Origin of the sequence: Nodularia spumigena CCY9414 (assembly GCF_000340565.2) — a bacterium.
GTDB lineage: Bacteria > Cyanobacteriota > Cyanobacteriia > Cyanobacteriales > Nostocaceae > Nodularia > Nodularia spumigena.
This window is the reverse complement of sequence record NZ_CP007203.1, coordinates 1,275,696-1,292,161: the sequence shown is the minus strand read 5'-3', so window position 1 is coordinate 1,292,161 and position 16,466 is coordinate 1,275,696. Positions and strand designations below refer to the sequence as shown.

The window sequence follows — 16,466 nt, the reverse complement described above, 5'->3', positions numbered from 1 at the left end:
GTACCGCACCAACACCCAGAAGACGGTGCGTTAGGCTAAAGCCATAACACACCCTACATATACTGAGATTTGTTCAATAATCAAATCGGATTCCCATAACATCAAAACCGAGGCTTTAAACCTGCATTCAAATCTCCCCTCTCCTTAGTAAGGAGAGGGGCTGGGGGTGAGGTTCTTTCCTTTATTAAACTCACATTCCTAAGAGTACAACACCAACACCCAGAAGACGGTGCGTTAGGCTAAAGCCATAACACACCCTACATATACTGAGATTTGTTCAATAATCAAATCGGATTCCCATAACATCAAAACCGAGGCTTTAAACCTGCATTCAAATCTCCCCTCTCCTTAGTAAGGAGAGGGGCTGGGGGTGAGGTTCTTTCTTTGATTAAATTCACATTTTTACAAGTATTTTCAGGTAAATAGACCAAAATCGGGTTACTGTAAAATACAGCCCTTTCTCCCTTCCCTTTCATCTCAATGAGTGCAGAAATTATTTGTGTTGGTACAGAACTCTTACTAGGGGATATCCTCAACAGTAACTCGCAATATTTAGCCCAACAATTAGCCCAACTAGGGATACCGCACTATTATCAAACAGTCGTAGGCGATAACCCAGAACGATTAAAGCAAGTTATAGAAATTGCTATATCAAGAGCGCAAATTCTTATTTTTACTGGTGGTCTTGGTCCCACACCCGACGACCTCACCTGCGAAACCATAGCAGATTTTTTTGGCGTTCCTTTAATAGAACGTCCAGAAATTATCGAAGATATAACTCAGAAATTCGCCCAACGTGGTCGGGTTATGTCCCCCAGTAACCGCAAACAAGCATTAATTCCCCAAGGTGCAGATATTTTACCAAATCCCACTGGGACAGCACCGGGGATTATTTGGCAACCGCGCCCCGAAATCACGATTTTTACCTTTCCCGGTGTCCCCTCAGAAATGCACAGGATGTGGACAGATACAGCAGTCCCTTATCTGAAAAACCAAGGCTGGGGAAAGGAGATTATTTACAGTCGGAGTTTAAGGTTTTGGGGTATTGGTGAATCGGCTTTAGCAGAAAAAGTTGCGCCCTATTTTAATTTACCTAATCCCACTGTCGCCCCTTATGCAGGTAAAGGTGAAGTCAGATTACGAATTTCTGCGAAGGCTAATTCAGAAGCTGCTGCTGAGGCTTTAATTTCACCTGTGGAGAAACAGCTAAAAGATATTGCTGGCTTAGATTATTACGGGGCTGATAATGAAACTTTGGTTTCTGTAGTTGGTGATTTGTTGCGTTTATCAGGGGAAACGCTATCAGTAGCCGAGTCCTGTACTGGTGGTGGTTTGGGACAAATGTTAACGGATATTTCTGGTAGTTCTGATTACTTTTGGGGTGGGGTAATTTCTTATGATAATTCGGTGAAGGTGGGGTTACTGGGAGTTAACCCAGAGGATTTAGATAAATTTGGGGCGGTGAGTGGTACTGTTGCAGAACAAATGGCGATGGGGGTAAAAACCCGCCTTTCCACGTCTTGGGGTTTAAGTATTACTGGTATTGCTGGTCCATCTGGGGGAACTCAGACAAAGCCGGTGGGTTTAGTTTACATCGGTTTAGCCAGTCCCAAAAATGAAGTTGCTAGTTTTGAATATCGCTTTGGCGCAATGCGGGGACGTGATTTAATTCGTTATGTGAGTGCTAATACGGCTTTGGATTTGCTGCGACGCAAATTAATTCAGTAGTCATTTGTCATTAGCGGATTTAATAAAATACAGAACCTCACCCCCACCCCCTCTCCTTACTAAGGAGAGGGGAGACTTTGATGCAACTTTTTAGGCGGGGTGATTGCAAAAACCCGAATTTGGATGTTATTTAATTCATATTCCCAAGAGGTTGTTTTGCTACCGAAAATAGGACTTTTCAAACAACCTCTAATGACTAATGACTAATGACTAATGACTAAAAACCTCACCCCCAACCCCTCTCCTTCTCCCAAAGGGAGACGCTACGCGAAAGTAAGGAGAGGGGAGACTTTGATGCAACTTTGCCACGCCAGCAACAACCTCTAATGACTAATGACTAATGACTAATGACCAATTTATTCTGTTTCTATGAATTCTATAGTTTCCACAAACTCTAAAATATTCTCCTTAATTTCCTCGGCTTCTTCTTTAATGGAACTTGGTTTTTCACCGTTAAAAAAGCTGTGCTGGCTGCTAACTATATACAAATAGTTAGAATTCATAAATGCCAGCAGCCCTCGGTATGCGTCTAACCTGGTGGCTGTGCCGTTATTTTTTGACTGGGAAATTGTTGAACCTTGGGGCATATCAATCAGCGCAAAGTAAGAACCCTCAACCGCGTCTTTCAAATATTCAGTATGCCTGACTTCAGCCCTGGGCAAATTCGTAAAAATGGCTTCTGGTACATACTTGTTTAGGAGAATTGATTGCAAGTATTCTTCTTGTCCAATAGATTCTACTTCTTCCCATTGTTCTGAGGATATGGGATAGTGATCAATTCTCAGCATTGTCCCGAAGTTATCAAAAAAGCCCACTACCCCGTCTTGACTTTCTACTTTACCTCCCTGTTGTGGGTCAACAGGAATGGGGACTGAAAAATTACCGGAGGGCGATTCATATATCTCGTCGCCATAATCTCTGACTATAACTGTGTCTTCTTCGTCGTCTAGGTAAATTTCGTTTTCTGCTTCTTGATAGGCGGCAATTACTTCCTGTACAATCTCATGGGCTTCTTCATCTTCCAGGTCTAAGGCTTGCTGTAACTGTTTGAGATAGGGCTGTTTCTGTTTGGGGATAATCAGATCGTCTTCATCTATACTTACCATTACCCCGACGGCAAAAGCGTCTAGAACTAGTTCATCAGAAAGGCTTTTACTGGCGAGATTAAATAGGGTTCCCACTCCCTCTTTTTCTGCAATCCCTATGAGTTTATCGATGATTTGGGCAATTTCATCTTCTGAGTAGTCCTCAAAAACCTCAAAGTCCCACAGGATGCTGGCTAAAATTTCGCCATCTACTTCCTCTACAGACAAATCAGCCATTTCTGTGACAACTGCGATCGCTGCTACGGCTTCTTCTGGACTCAGTGATTCATTTGTGGTCTTTGTTGAATTAAAAATCTTGTCATATTTAGTCATAAATATTACCTCTTTTGTTGATTCCTAACAGCTTAAAAGTAACAATGGTTAGTTTAGTAACCTTGGTGTATTGTGTAACCCTAGGATGCTGGAATATTTAATCCTTTATACTTACTTTACAATTCAATTCCCATAGCAGTAATCATCTTTTGCTGGAATCAGGTGGCAAATGAATTTCATCTGTGGGTAGAATTATCAACTAACTAGAGATGGATTTCTATACCAAGGGCAGGATGTCATATAATACCGTTGTTTGCAGTGACACATGGCATTGGGGAGTGGGGAGTGGGGAGTGGTCCGTAGGGAGTGGTCCGTAGGGCGGGTTTAGTAATATTGTGGGGTGGGCATCCTGCCCGCCTTCTTTGTTGAATCATATCTGAGAACCCGCCCCTACTAGGCACTGGGTTGGGAGATTCGGGCTTCAATATCTTCCAAGGTTTGTAACAATAAACGCTTGGCTTGTAATTTCCAACCCCACTTTTGAATTCTGAAGGCGGCGACAGTCCCCACCACACCTACTAATAGAACTAGGGGCTGATTCAGAGAAATTCCGAATAATAAACCCAATCCGGCAATTCCCCAAAATGGTAACGCTGCGGCTTGCCTTTGTTCTTCGACAATATTAGTAATAATACTAGGCTTCATAGTAGTTAATAATTCAGCTTTGATTTGCCGTTGTTCTGCTAGTGATAGAGATAAACTGATTTTACGGCGCATTTTTTCGATTTTGCGGGCATCACTGCTATATTCAGTTAGCTCATCTTCTGCCATTTGTAGTAGTCGTTCTAGTTGTGCCATTTTGCCATAAACTTGGGATTTTAATATTGCTATTATCTAAGAAAATGTTAAATTTTCCTAACTATAATCTTGCATGGGATAGCACGATACTAAATCTTAAATCTAAAATTAAACATAGGGAAAATATCCTAGCGATAACAACCTGACAACCAGAGCGTCTACTTGAGAGGTAATACAGATGGTTACGGTATCTCCAAACACATTGACTCAAACTGACAAAGGGCGATCGCTGATTCTCTGGTTTAATGAAGTTGGTATTGGTGATATACCCTTAGTTGGGGGGAAAAATGCCTCACTAGGGGAAATGATTCAACAGTTGACACCCCAAGGCGTGAACGTTCCCACAGGATTTGCTACCACTGCTTATGCTTATCGGTATTTCATCGAGTCGGCTGGGTTAGAAGCACAGTTACGGGAACTCTTTGCGGATATCGATGTTGAGGATGTGAAAAATTTACGGGTACGGGGAAAAAAAGCGCGATCGCTACTGATGCACACACCGTTTCCTGTAGACTTAAGGGATGCGATCGCCTCAGCATATCTCAAACTATGCGAACAATACAACACAGATACAGATGTCGCCGTCCGTTCCAGCGCCACAGCCGAAGACCTCCCCGACGCAAGTTTTGCAGGACAGCAAGAAAGTTACTTAAACGTTGTCGGAGTCCAAGGAGTTTTAGCAGCTTGTCATAAATGCTTTGCTTCTATATTTACCGACCGCGCCATATCCTATCGCCACACCAAAGGATTTGATCACTTTAGCATTGCCCTCGCCGTCGGCGTACAAAAAATGGTACGTTCTGACTTAGCCACATCTGGAGTCATGTTCTCCATAGACACCGAAACCGGATTTAAAGATGCTGCACTAATTACAGCCGCTTACGGTTTAGGCGAAAACGTAGTTCAAGGAACCATTAACCCCGATGAATACTATGTTTTCAAACCCACATTAAAAGCAGGTTTCCGCCCCATTATCGATAAAAAGTTGGGCAGCAAAGAATTAAAAATGATCTATGATGACGGCTCAAAATTCACCAAAAATGTCGCCGTCTCCCCCACAGAACAAGGTAAATTTGCTCTGAGTGATGCAGAAATTTTACAACTAGCACATTGGGCTTGTTTAATAGAAGACCATTATTCCCAAACCCACGGTCATTACTCCCCAATGGATATCGAGTGGGCAAAAGACGGAATTACCAATCAACTTTTTGTTGTCCAAGCCCGTCCCGAAACAGTCCAGTCGCAGAAAACAGAGAACGTTTTGCGGAGTTATCATTTCCTGAAAACAGATAAAGAAGTAAAATTCCCCCATTCCCTAGTAACAGGTCGGGCTGTAGGAGAAGCCATTAGTCAAGGGAAAGTACATCTAATTTTAGATGTGAATAAAATCGACCAATTCCAAACCGGCGATGTATTAGTAACAGAAAGAACAGACCCCGACTGGGAACCGATAATGAAACGCGCCAGCGCCATTGTCACCAACTCCGGGGGGCGCACCTGTCACGCGGCGATTATTGCGCGAGAATTGGGAGTCCCCGCCATTGTGGGGTGTAGCAATGCGACAGCAGTCTTAAAAACTGGTCAAGAGGTAACAATTTCTTGCGCCGAGGGAGATGAAGGCAAAGTTTATCCTGGTTTATTACCCTTTGAAATTAAAGAAGTTCTCCTAGAAAACTTACCCCGCACCCGTACCCAAATTTTAATGAATGTGGGAAACCCCCAAGAAGCATTAAGTTTATCTGCAATTCCTAATGATGGCGTAGGTTTAGCCCGCACAGAATTTATCATCGCCAACCAAATCCAAATTCATCCAATGGCGTTGATTCACTACGATAAGTTAGAAGATAAATTTGTCAAAGCCAAAATTAATCAAATTACCGCCCTTTACGACGTTAAACCCCAATATTTTGTTGATAAATTATCCCAAGGTATAGGCAGAATTGCGGCAGCTTTTTATCCTAAGCCAGTAATTGTCAGAATGTCGGATTTCAAAAGTAATGAATATGCTAATCTTTTAGGTGGTCAGCAATTTGAACCCAAAGAAGAAAACCCCATGTTGGGTTGGCGGGGTGCAGCCCGTTACTATGACACAGGATATCAAGAAGCTTTTGCCTTAGAGTGTGAATCTATTAAGCGAGTTCGGGACGAAATGGGTTTAACTAACGTTATCCCAATGATTCCCTTCTGTCGCACTCCCGATGAAGGGCGGATGGTGTTAGCAGAAATGGCAAAAAATCATTTAAAACAGGGTGTAAACGACTTGCAAGTGTATGTAATGTGCGAGTTACCCAATAATGTGATTATGGCTGAGGAGTTTGCAGAGGTTTTTGATGGCTTCTCCATTGGTTCCAATGACTTAACTCAGTTAACATTAGGCATAGATAGGGATTCAGCCTTGGTGGCGCGGTTATTTGATGAACGCAGTCAGGGTGTGAAGCGCATGGTGAAAATGGCCATAGAAGCGGCGAAAAAATATCACCGCAAAATCGGTATTTGCGGTCAAGCGCCCAGTGATTACCCTGAATTTGCCCAATTTTTAGTAGAACAGGGAATTGATTCTATCAGTTTGAATCCAGATTCGGTGTTAAAAACAATGTTGGAAATTGCCAAAGTGGAGCAAAATATCTAGAAATTCAACCCCTGGGGAAACCGCTCATAAAAATCTAGACAAACTTAACCAAGAGTCACCAAATCTAGACAGATAAATTGTCAACTTAAAACTAGGGCGTGTTTTCAAAGTCTAGAACTAGGTTGGGTTAAGCGCAGCGCCACCTGTACGAAGCAAACCAAATATTGGGTAAAGTTGGGTTTCCCAAAACCTCAACCCAACCTACATTTACGTCTAATTTTGGGTTTCAAAACACTCCCTAGCTTTATTGGCTATCGCACAGTAATTTCCTCAGTTTTTTCGCTAAAAATGGTCTGACCGTTTTTCACAATAATGGTCTCAGTCCTTTCTACACTAAAGCTCTCATTACCGGGAGTCATCGGGTTCTGAACTCCTACCTCTCTGACTCGCGCAGTAATTTGACTGAGTAAGTTAAACAGTAAATTGCGAAATCTATTTCTGTCAAAGAAAAATCCAAATCCCCCTTGTACCTTCTCGGTTTCTTCCTCGGTTAGTTCTGTCCACAGCGACTCTTGAGGCTGGCGTTCGGCAGAAATGTGATTAGACTTCATTGAAGTTGTCTCCCTTTATGGTGCTTACAACAACATTTAAGCATATTTGTTATTTGAATTGGAGGAAATTTACTTATATTGTCTGTAAATATTATTCTCTGTATAAAGAAACAAATCCCAGTTGTCTCGGATGCAGTTGCAGATTCATCTTATATCTTCCCACTCCCAGGGCAAGGACTGCGTTGCGTTATGTCCAAAATTACTGCTATAGCCTAGAGTTTAGCCTATGGCAGGGGAACAAAAAATCAGGGGCGATCGCACTTATTATTAAAGACAGTTAGATATTCTCAAAAAAATTACTAATGAGTACAACAACACCTCAGCCCAAACGATTAGACCCCGAATTGTGGCATAAATTTCTCAAGGTTGCCAAACCCTACTGGTTTTCTGAACAAAAATGGAAGGCTAGGGGATTATTAGGACTTTTGCTACTCTTGGCATTAGCCGTTAATGCGATTAATGTCGGTATTAGCTTTATTTTCCGGAATATTGATACTTCTCTGGCAACTTTTCCCCAAACTAAAGATGCGTCAATCTTTTGGCGCTTCATCACCTTGTATGCTGGGTTGTTAGTCCTTGGTACTCCCATTGTGGTCATGTATGGCTATATCCAAGACAAATTGGGATTGCAATGGCGGGAGTGGTTGACAAACCATTTTCTCGATAAATATTTCCAAAATCGTGCTTATTACCAAATTAATTTTAATCAAAAAATTGACAACCCAGACCAGCGAATTGCTGAAGATATTAGGTCATTTACTCGTACCAGTTTATCTTTTACATTGCTGATTCTGACATCAATTATTACTTTAATATCTTTCACTGGAGTTTTATTATCTATCTCAGTTTCTTTATCAGTGGCGCTGGTAATTTATGCAATTCTGGGGACAGTGGTTACGGCTGGGATTGGTCAACGATTAATTGGCATTAACTATAATCAACTTAAACGAGAAGCTGATTTTCGTTATGGACTCATTCATGTGCGAGATAATGCCGAATCTATTGCTTTTTATCAAGGTGAAACAGAAGAAATACTTCAGCTAAAACAGCGTTTTATGCGAGCAATTCTCAACTTTGATTTATTGATAAATTGGCAACGTAATTTAGGTTTTTTTACTACTAGCTATAACTATTTTGTTTCCGCACTTCCTTACTTGGTAATTGCACCTATTTACTTTGCAGGTGAGACTGATTTTGGGACATTCACTCAAGCGGCGATCGCCTTCAGTCAGATTTTTAGTGCTTTATCTGTGGTGGTGGGACAATTTGAAAGCTTAACAGCTTTTGCTGCCGGTATTGAACGGATGGGCGACTTAGACGAAGTTCTGGAAACTTCAGACCAACAACAGCCAGGAATCAGGACTATCGATGTTACGGAAGACTCTCGGATTGAATTACGTAGCGTCACCCTAATGACTCCCAACTACGAACGCACCTTGGTTCGGGATTTACCATTCATGTTACAGCCTGGTGAGGGTTTGGTAATTGTGGGAAATAGTGGTAGTGGTAAGAGTTCTTTATTAAGAGCGATCGCCGGATTATGGAATGCGGGTACTGGTCAAATTATCCGCCCTTCTCTATCGGAAATGATGTTTTTACCCCAACGTCCTTATATGGTATTGGGTTCGCTGCGGAGTCAGTTACTCTACCCCAATCCTGACAATGATATCCTCGAAAGCAAAATGCGCCATGTCTTAGAAGAGGTGAATTTGGCAGAGTTACCAGAACGAGTTGGTGGCTTTGATGTCGAGTTAGACTGGGCTAATGTACTTTCTTTAGGCGAACAACAGCGCTTGGCTTTTGCTCGACTTTTGCTGAGTATGCCTAACTATGTCATCCTTGATGAAGCTACCAGTGCGCTGGATTTAGCTAATGAAAAGAACCTTTATCAACAACTCAAAGCCAAGGAAACTACATTAATTAGTGTGGGACATCGCCCCAGTTTGTTACAGTACCATGAGTACGTGTTAGAACTCGATGGTAGCTCTAATTGGCGGTTGTTACCGATGGATGAATATACTGTTAATTTGAATGCTTTTAGCTAATTTTCTGCCATTAAGTACAGAGAAAGCTATGCTTGAGAACAGAAGTGTTGATGCTGTAAATGTTGCACTACAGACTCAGATCAACCAGTGATGCGATCGCTTCAATTGCCATTCCTTCTGCTAGTAAGTTAATGGCAATTTAATGTGCTTTCTCCTGACTACCTTCTTGTCTACCTTTTTCCAAACCTTCAGTTTTATTCGCGCATAATATCCTTCTGTATTGACAAATGACTAAAAAGTGGTTTCAAATTGGGATATTAGGTGTCTTTCTTCTATCACTGTGCTTACGGTTTTGGGGATTAGAGCGATTTAACACTCTAGTATTTGATGAAGTTTATTTTGCCAAATTTGGTAATAATTATCTCACCAATACACCATTTTTTAATGCCCATCCGCCCCTGAGTCAATATATTATTGGTATTGGGATTTGGATGGGTAGTCATCTTCCCTTTGGACAAGATACAGTAAATGAACTTACAGGTTCAGTGCGATCGCCTTGGAGTTATCGTTGGTTAAATGCCCTAACTGGCTCATTTATTCCTTTAGTTGTCGCAGCTATTGCCTATCAATTAAATCATCGTTATCGTTTTGCTTTATTGGCAGGTTTATTTACAGCCTGTGATGGTTTCTTTTTAGTAGAATCGCGATATGCTTTAAATAATATATATATTATCATCTTTGGTTTATTAGGACAATGGTTTTTACTATTAGGATTAAATCACCAAAATCAACAACGTTATTGGTATTTAGTGTTAGCTGGGGTGAGTTTTGGGGCATCAGTTGCCACTAAGTGGAATGGCTTATGGTTTTTGTTAGGTGCTTATTTAATTTGGATAGCAGCTTATATAATTCGCGGAATCCAATCTTTTCCTGATAACCCAAATCTGGTAACATCTCCCGCAACAGTCATCAGACAAACAAAGATATTTCTGAATAATTGGTATCGCAAATGGGTTGATATCAATCGCACATCCCCAGAAATTGCCCTTCAGACACCACTACAAAAGCTGACGCAGATCAATATTTTTCAAATGCTATTTTATCTGGGAATTATCCCAGCTATCGTATACAGCATCATTTGGATTCCTCATCTCCAGCTAGATAGAAGATATGGATTTATTGCAGTACATCAGAAAATTTTGAGTTTTCACCTCCAGATGGGGGGAAACAGTGCCGATGTGCATCCTTACTGTGCAGCATGGTATAAATGGCCATTAATGAATCGACCAATTGCCTATTATTACCAAACGGCTGAGAGTATTAATCAACCCTTGTCAGTATTGCAGCCTCCTTTACCTCCTGGGACCGAGAAAATTATTTATGATGTCCACGCAATGGGAAATCCTTTTTTGTGGTGGTTTGGTGTCGCCGCCATTTTGTTTTTAGCAGTGATGTTGGTATTACAAGTGGTGATTCCTTGGTTGCAAAAAAAGCAACTTGTAGTACCTGCAAATATGACCGTTAATACTTGGATGTCCCTATACTTAATTTTAAATTATGCTGCTAACTTATTACCTTGGGTAAAAGTAACAAGGTGCGTTTTTATGTATCATTATATGAGTGCTGTAGTATTTGTATTTTTAGCGATCGCTTGGCTTGTAGACCAGTGTCTTAGCAGTTATTACCGCGAAATTCGGGCAGTAGGTATCAGCATAACATTCCTAATTCTTGCTGCCTTCATCTTTTGGATGCCCATATATTTGGGTTTACCTCTATCCCCAGAAAGTTACAAAATCCGAATGTGGTTTAACACCTGGATATAAATCCAGCCATCCTACAGCACTTTGCAATATATAAATCTTGTGGGGGAGGGCAAAGATGCCCGCCCTTGTTTATTTCATTCAGATATAACTAATAAAAATTCAGACAAGCACGGTTTAATCCTCCGGTAAATTAGCAAATGCCTGTCCCACTAAATCCCTAGTCTTATCTTCCAAACACTGCCAATCCACCTCACCCGCCTCATCAATTAAACGACTATCAATATTTACAGCTTCACTCACAGGAGAGTAATTAAGAAAACAGACTTGATAACAAATTTCCCACAAATCTATACTCACCTGATGCTGTTGACGTTGCAAAAGCAGATGGTATCCTGGATGGGGCATGGGCAGCGAGGCAAGAGTCGCGCGAATTTCATCCGCCTGTTCTAAGGTTGCAGTTTCCATTTCTTGCAATAACTGAGTTACCAAAGCTTTAATTTCATCAGTGGTGTTAGCTGGCCAAATCAAGACATCATGGTAAGTTCCCTTCCAAGTAGACGTGTCAAGATGCTTGCGAATATTATCGACAACACGAATAAACGCAGGTTGCATGAGGAGTTCAGCCTGCTGCCATGTGACTGGGTTAGATATTCTAGGTGGCATTGGTAATAAAAGGGGACACTAATTGACAAATAAACCGTCTAACTTGATTAAAAAGCAAATTTTTTAGTTTAAATCTTTATCCCAAGATAGCGGATTTCATGCCATAAAATTTGGAGATACTTATTACCACAGAAAAATCAGGTAATAACTCTGAGGGGAAAATATGATCGGCAAGCTACTAGACAATCGTTACCAAGTTATTCAAGTCCTAGCGCACGGGGGATTTGGTCAAACCTATATTGCCCAAGATACCAGGAGGCCAGGGAACCCAATCTGCGTCGTCAAGCATCTCAAACCTGCAACTTCCGATCCCAGAGTTTTTGACACAGCCAAGCGTTTATTTAACAGCGAAGCCGAAACGTTAGAAAATTTAGGACATCATGACCAGATACCCCGGCTACTGGCTTACTTTGATGAAAACCAAGAATTTTATTTAGTCCAAGAATATATTGCCGGACAAACCCTAGCAGAGGAACTCATACCCGGTGAGCCTTGGAGTGAAAGCCAAGTCATAGAACTGTTGCAAGGAGTTCTGGGAATCCTAGAGTTTGTTCACACTCAAGGCGTGATTCACCGCGATATTAAGCCAGATAACATTATCCGTCGCGCCTGTGATCAGAAATTAGTTTTAGTAGATTTTGGGGCAGTCAAACAGTTAAGATTACCAATGGTCAGCGTGGGAGTCCAACCTACAGCAACAGTTGCCATTGGCACTCCCGGCTATATGCCAACCGAACAAGGACAAGGTAAACCCCGCCCCAACAGTGATATTTATTCCCTGGGCATTATTGCAATTCAAGCGCTCACAGGAGTACCCGCAGCCGAATTACCAGAAGACCCCAATACTGGAGAATTCCTCTGGCAGCATTTAGCACAAGTCAACTATCGGTTGGCAGCAGTCATCACCAAAATGGTGCATTATCATTTCAAAGACCGCTACCAAAGCGCAACAGAAGCACTGCAAGCTTGTATAAGCAGCACTAATCGGGTATTTACACCAGCCACACCTCCAGAAATCTCTCACCATCAGCCCTACCAACCCACTAAGTCTTTATCTCAATTATCTCCACAAAAAACCATTGCAGTAGCGCCAGCAAATCCTTTGGCTGCTAAACCAGTCCGTCAAGAATCTCACAAAATTGACCCGTGGCCGTTCTTAATTGGCTTATTTTTGGCAGGTGGGGCGGCTTTAGCCACAAATGTCTACCCCAATGTCAGGAATTTAGCTCCTAATTTTACGGGGAATAATACCCCAGGGAAGAACTGCTTGGCTGTGGTCGCAGGTAATTCTAATGTTCGTTCTGAACCTAGCTCGATTAATTCTGATACTGTGGTGCAAACAGTTGGTGAAAATACTGGGTTTGAGGTGACTGGCAAGCGCACAAAACGGGGTTGGGTAGAAGTTAAAATCAACTCTGGTGGTTTGGCTTGGGCGCACCTAGATGTCATTACCAATAAAGAACAGTGGGTTTCTTGCCTCCGAGACAAAGGCATTGCTATTAATACAGTAGATGATAGTAATTTGATTACCGCTCGACCGATTCCTCAGCCTAAACCACAACCTCAGCCAGAACCAGCAGATACTTCCAATCAATCAGAGCCTAGTGATGATAGTGAAAAGATTATAGCAGAAGCTCAACAGAAGTATGAATCAGGAGATTTGCGAGGAGCGATCGCTTTAATGCGGTCTATTCCTGGTCATGCTTCTTCTGGCTTTAAAGAGACAGTTTCTATGATTAATCAGTGGCAAAAAGATTGGGCTAAGGCCGAGGCGCTATTTAATGACATCAATAAGGCAATAGACAACGGTGAATGGGACAAAGTTTTAGATTATAAAAATCATGCCGAAAAGTTGCCTGATACTCAATACTGGCGCAACAAAATACAATTGTTATTTCAACAAGCCGATGAAAATTTGGCAAAACAGAAATCACCTAAAGTAGATAATCAACATCAGTCCCCACCGGAAATTCCCAATGCTGAAGAAGCATCTGCAACAGAAGAGGCAGGGGAGCAGGGAGCAGGGAGCAAGGGGGAGTAAGAAATTACTTTAAACTTCGGTTACTTAAAAACCGTTCCTCTTCTCCCCTGCCCCCTGCTCCCTGCCCCCGTTCCTCTTTTCCCCTGCCCCTTATCCTCTTCCTTGACCTAAAATTAGTATTTTATTTTGCCCTTAGTGCATCTGGTCATATTCTGGGGTTTCAACTCGTCTTGCGTCCATCCGAGGCGAAGGCAAAAATTCCGCGCGACGTACAGGAGCTAAGGGCGGTGTGGGACCGTGGTAAGGATGCATTACTTGTACTGTACGGGTGGGACGCTGCCGTGGTGAAAATAAAGCTAATACACCAGCGACTACAACACCACCGCCAATAGTGAGAGTTGCGCCTCCTACTGCCCAAATGATCGGTGAAGACCACCAAGGTTCTTCAGTTTGAGGCTTTAATACTTCTGGTGCAGCAAGTTTTTGGCTATTTTGTTGGGCTAATTGCATCTGCTGGTGATTCCAATTTTGGTATTGGAACTGGAGTTGTTGGTTTTGCGCTCTGAGCTGCTCGTTATCGCTCTTTAAACGTTCCAACTGCATATTCAGCCGTTCCATTTCCACACGCTGCTCTGGGTTAACCTGAGCAGGCGGTTGACTGGGGTTAGGATAATATGGATTCACCCCATAAGGCGGATACATTGGGGTTTGCGGCGGCATCATCGGCAGGGCTAGATTAGCCGGCATCTGCGGAGAAGATACAGCGAAATTACTTTGCATGGGACTATCTGCGCCCCTGAGCATTACAAGCGCAGCCAGCCCAGCCACGGCGACTCCGCCGATAAATGCCATACTCTCACTCATCGCCTTTGCTCCTCTGTCACTTGTGACTGACTCACTCTCACACTCATTATTATTCGCCTACTCAACGTCACATAAAACTCAACTATAAGCGACCGGACTAGCTAGTTTTTTTACAGCTTACTATGTGCTGTTAATATTCAAAACTATATTCGCTAAATTGTCCACCAGTTCATGGTAAAAAAACGACGCTGTTATCTTTTTTAGTCTACTTTATCGTTTTGAGCAAGTGATGTATTTGTGCTGCTGTCAGTTGTCTTAATGGCAGCTTTGAGACTTTGACAAAATTCAGCGATCGCCTTTAGTCCCTGCTCTGGTGTACCCTCTGCTAGACGTTTGACAAAGGCACTACCCACAATTGCCGCATCTGCGCCCCATTCTCTGACTTGATGAGCTTGTGCAGCTTCGGAAATACCAAATCCTACCCCAATGGGTTTATCTGTAAAACTACGAATTTGTTGCAATAAATCTGATACTCGTGATTCCATTTGAGTCCGCATCCCGGTAACACCAGTCACACTAACCAAATAAATAAATCCTTGGGAAGAACGAGCGATCGCTTCTATCCGGTCAGCAGAACTAGTAGGAGCCACCAACAAAGTTAAATCGATACCCATTTCACCGGCTGGTTTGAGCAAGCCTGCTGCTTCTTCTAGGGGCAAATCTGGGACGACTAATCCTGATACCCCAGCCGCCGCAATTTGTTCCAGAAACTTGTCAATACCACGGTGCAAAATGGGATTGTAATAGGTAAACAGGATAATAGGCGATCGCAAACTCGGAGTAGTAGCTTGCAACATTTCCAACACCTGTTCCAACTTAGTCCCTCGTTGCAAAGCGCGGGTAGCAGCCGCTTGAATCACCGGACCATCGGCGAGAGGATCAGAATAAGGTACACCCAGTTCAATAATATCGGCTCCATGAGTATCCAGAACCTTCAAAGCTGCTGCTGTCGTGGTTAAATCTGGATCTCCAGCAGTAATAAACGGAATCAGAGCGCACTCTCCATTTCGTCCCAATGTCTTAAAGCAATCAGAAATCGCGGTCATGAGTCAAAAATTATGAGTCAGTGGTCAGTGGTCAGTTAAACAAATAACGAATAACTGACCAATGATAACTTTACACTTGACTTTGTTCTTCTTGTGCGATTTCGGCTTGAATTTTTGCTAGTTCTTCAGGAGTCAGTTCATCCAGCCGTTTTTGCAGAAAGGCTTTTTCATACTGTTCCCGTTGTTCATGGTAGGTCATTTTATTTCCCACCGCGCGGAATATGTAAGAAGCTAACCAGCCAAGCAAGCCACTGACCAGTAAGACTTGGCTCCAGATTCCAGCTTGTTGACCATCTAAACCCACTAGCTGTAAACCTACATATCCCAAACCACCAGCAATAAAAACACCCAAGCCAATTCCAATAGCGTCAATGCGTCGCATGAGAGTTATGACCTACCAATCTATTTACACTTCAATTTGTCGTGGCCGGGGGCGAAGATTCACAAAAGGTGACAAAACTAACAACCCAGGCAAGAAGAAAAACACCATAAAATACATTACAGTCCGCTCAATGGAGCTAGCTACATACCAGCGCTGCTTCAGGTACAGCATGACAGCAATAGGGACTACTAACAGGTAAGCTCCAGCCAGAGCTAGATACAGCAGGGCTACAATCATAGATTTTCTCTTTAAAGTGGACAAGAGCATTCAGTGCATCTATTTTCCATCATAGGCTGAACCACTCCGCAGAGCGGAAGTCAAAAGTCAAAAGTGAGCCAGCGCGGTCTTCTCCCAAAGGGAGAGGCTAACGCCAAGGGGGTTTCCCTCATGAGCGACTGGCGAACCCCGAAGGGGTCAAAAGTCAAAAAACTTATTCTATTCATAAAAACGCCATATTTGATTTTTACCAGAGGTGGAAAATTTTTATTGTATATTTCTGATATGTATGCTACAGTTGCAAAGGCAGTAACAAAGAATTGCTTGAGTAAGGCAAAATTGAAGATCCGAAAACCAGATAAATTGAGAAGAAACAGCAAAAACTTCCAAATCTGGAAAAAATTTTTCAATTTAGTTGTACAAAAGACGCAATTGATGCTAA

Annotated in this window: 13 protein-coding genes; 5 read left to right on the top strand and 8 right to left on the bottom strand. The window is 42.4% G+C overall.

The features are described 5' to 3' along the window. Positions 1-480: 480 nt before the first annotated feature. On the top strand, positions 481-1,728 hold the full coding sequence (locus tag NSP_RS05680) for a competence/damage-inducible protein A (RefSeq protein WP_017803881.1): 1,248 nt from the start codon (positions 481-483) through the stop codon (positions 1,726-1,728). Between the two features lie 356 nt (positions 1,729-2,084). Here the strand turns inward: NSP_RS05680 and NSP_RS05675 are convergent, their stop codons facing one another. Together NSP_RS05675 and NSP_RS05670 are read right to left on the bottom strand one after the other, a co-directional pair. Continuing rightward, positions 2,085-3,146, bottom strand: a complete 1,062-nt coding sequence (locus NSP_RS05675) for a tellurite resistance TerB family protein (RefSeq protein WP_017803880.1) — start codon at positions 3,144-3,146, stop codon at positions 2,085-2,087. Between the two features lie 393 nt (positions 3,147-3,539). Next, positions 3,540-3,944 carry a hypothetical protein gene (locus NSP_RS05670; RefSeq protein ID WP_017803879.1) on the bottom strand — a complete coding sequence of 135 codons (405 nt, stop codon included), beginning with the start codon at positions 3,942-3,944 and terminating at the stop codon, positions 3,540-3,542. A gap of 178 nt (positions 3,945-4,122) precedes the next feature. On the opposite strand from NSP_RS05670, the gene ppsA reads away from it, so the two are divergent. Then, positions 4,123-6,573, top strand: a complete 2,451-nt coding sequence (gene ppsA, locus NSP_RS05665) for a phosphoenolpyruvate synthase (RefSeq protein WP_017803878.1) — start codon at positions 4,123-4,125, stop codon at positions 6,571-6,573. 251 nt (positions 6,574-6,824) lie between these two features. Here the strand turns inward: ppsA and NSP_RS05660 are convergent, their stop codons facing one another. Then, positions 6,825-7,124, bottom strand: coding sequence for a hypothetical protein (locus tag NSP_RS05660; RefSeq protein ID WP_017803877.1), 300 nt, complete (start codon positions 7,122-7,124; stop codon positions 6,825-6,827). Positions 7,125-7,426: 302 nt separating this feature from the next. On the opposite strand from NSP_RS05660, the gene NSP_RS05655 reads away from it, so the two are divergent. Beyond that, positions 7,427-9,169 carry an ABC transporter ATP-binding protein/permease gene (locus tag NSP_RS05655; RefSeq protein ID WP_017803876.1) on the top strand — a complete coding sequence of 581 codons (1,743 nt, stop codon included), beginning with the start codon at positions 7,427-7,429 and terminating at the stop codon, positions 9,167-9,169. 227 nt (positions 9,170-9,396) lie between these two features. Further along, complete coding sequence (locus NSP_RS05650; RefSeq protein WP_017803875.1) at positions 9,397-10,932, top strand: dolichyl-phosphate-mannose--protein mannosyltransferase; 1,536 nt, start codon at positions 9,397-9,399, stop codon at positions 10,930-10,932. Between the two features lie 114 nt (positions 10,933-11,046). Here the strand turns inward: NSP_RS05650 and NSP_RS05645 are convergent, their stop codons facing one another. Then, complete coding sequence (locus NSP_RS05645; protein WP_044482732.1) at positions 11,047-11,535, bottom strand: hypothetical protein; 489 nt, start codon at positions 11,533-11,535, stop codon at positions 11,047-11,049. Between the two features lie 163 nt (positions 11,536-11,698). Here NSP_RS05645 and NSP_RS05640 point away from each other — a divergent pair, with 163 nt between their 5' ends. Continuing rightward, positions 11,699-13,576, top strand: coding sequence for a serine/threonine protein kinase (locus NSP_RS05640; RefSeq protein ID WP_017803873.1), 1,878 nt, complete (start codon positions 11,699-11,701; stop codon positions 13,574-13,576). Positions 13,577-13,708: 132 nt separating this feature from the next. On the opposite strand, the gene NSP_RS05635 is transcribed toward NSP_RS05640, so the two are convergent. The 4 genes from NSP_RS05635 to ndhL all read right to left on the bottom strand — a co-directional run bounded on the left by NSP_RS05635 (position 13,709) and on the right by ndhL (position 16,075). Continuing rightward, a complete protein-coding gene (locus tag NSP_RS05635) occupies positions 13,709-14,380 on the bottom strand; it encodes a heterocyst differentiation related protein (RefSeq protein WP_173403263.1) in 672 nt (223 codons plus the stop codon). A gap of 200 nt (positions 14,381-14,580) precedes the next feature. Next, positions 14,581-15,426 carry a tryptophan synthase subunit alpha gene (gene trpA, locus NSP_RS05630; RefSeq protein WP_006194988.1) on the bottom strand — a complete coding sequence of 282 codons (846 nt, stop codon included), beginning with the start codon at positions 15,424-15,426 and terminating at the stop codon, positions 14,581-14,583. A gap of 70 nt (positions 15,427-15,496) precedes the next feature. Then, positions 15,497-15,808 carry a DUF3007 family protein gene (locus NSP_RS05625; RefSeq protein WP_006194987.1) on the bottom strand — a complete coding sequence of 104 codons (312 nt, stop codon included), beginning with the start codon at positions 15,806-15,808 and terminating at the stop codon, positions 15,497-15,499. 24 nt (positions 15,809-15,832) lie between these two features. Next, entirely contained in the window at positions 15,833-16,075 is a 243-nt protein-coding gene (ndhL, locus tag NSP_RS05620; RefSeq protein WP_071839274.1) for an NAD(P)H-quinone oxidoreductase subunit L, read from the bottom strand. Between the last annotated feature and the right edge of the window lie 391 nt (positions 16,076-16,466).

Excerpts from the sequence above, each read along its gene's own strand:
- NSP_RS05635 (WP_173403263.1), bottom strand. The coding sequence starts at position 14,380 with ATGAGTGAGAGTATGGCATTTATCGGCGGAGTCGCCGTGGCTGGGCTG.
- NSP_RS05680 (WP_017803881.1), top strand. The coding sequence starts at position 481 with ATGAGTGCAGAAATTATTTGTGTTGGTACAGAACTCTTACTAGGGGAT.
- trpA (WP_006194988.1), bottom strand. The coding sequence starts at position 15,426 with ATGACCGCGATTTCTGATTGCTTTAAGACATTGGGACGAAATGGAGAG.
- NSP_RS05640 (WP_017803873.1), top strand. The coding sequence starts at position 11,699 with ATGATCGGCAAGCTACTAGACAATCGTTACCAAGTTATTCAAGTCCTA.
- NSP_RS05650 (WP_017803875.1), top strand. The coding sequence starts at position 9,397 with ATGACTAAAAAGTGGTTTCAAATTGGGATATTAGGTGTCTTTCTTCTA.
- NSP_RS05625 (WP_006194987.1), bottom strand. The coding sequence starts at position 15,808 with ATGCGACGCATTGACGCTATTGGAATTGGCTTGGGTGTTTTTATTGCT.
- NSP_RS05645 (WP_044482732.1), bottom strand. The coding sequence starts at position 11,535 with ATGCCACCTAGAATATCTAACCCAGTCACATGGCAGCAGGCTGAACTC.
- NSP_RS05660 (WP_017803877.1), bottom strand. The coding sequence starts at position 7,124 with ATGAAGTCTAATCACATTTCTGCCGAACGCCAGCCTCAAGAGTCGCTG.
- ppsA (WP_017803878.1), top strand. The coding sequence starts at position 4,123 with ATGGTTACGGTATCTCCAAACACATTGACTCAAACTGACAAAGGGCGA.
- NSP_RS05655 (WP_017803876.1), top strand. The coding sequence starts at position 7,427 with ATGAGTACAACAACACCTCAGCCCAAACGATTAGACCCCGAATTGTGG.
- NSP_RS05670 (WP_017803879.1), bottom strand. The coding sequence starts at position 3,944 with ATGGCACAACTAGAACGACTACTACAAATGGCAGAAGATGAGCTAACT.
- NSP_RS05675 (WP_017803880.1), bottom strand. The coding sequence starts at position 3,146 with ATGACTAAATATGACAAGATTTTTAATTCAACAAAGACCACAAATGAA.
- ndhL (WP_071839274.1), bottom strand. The coding sequence starts at position 16,075 with ATGCTCTTGTCCACTTTAAAGAGAAAATCTATGATTGTAGCCCTGCTG.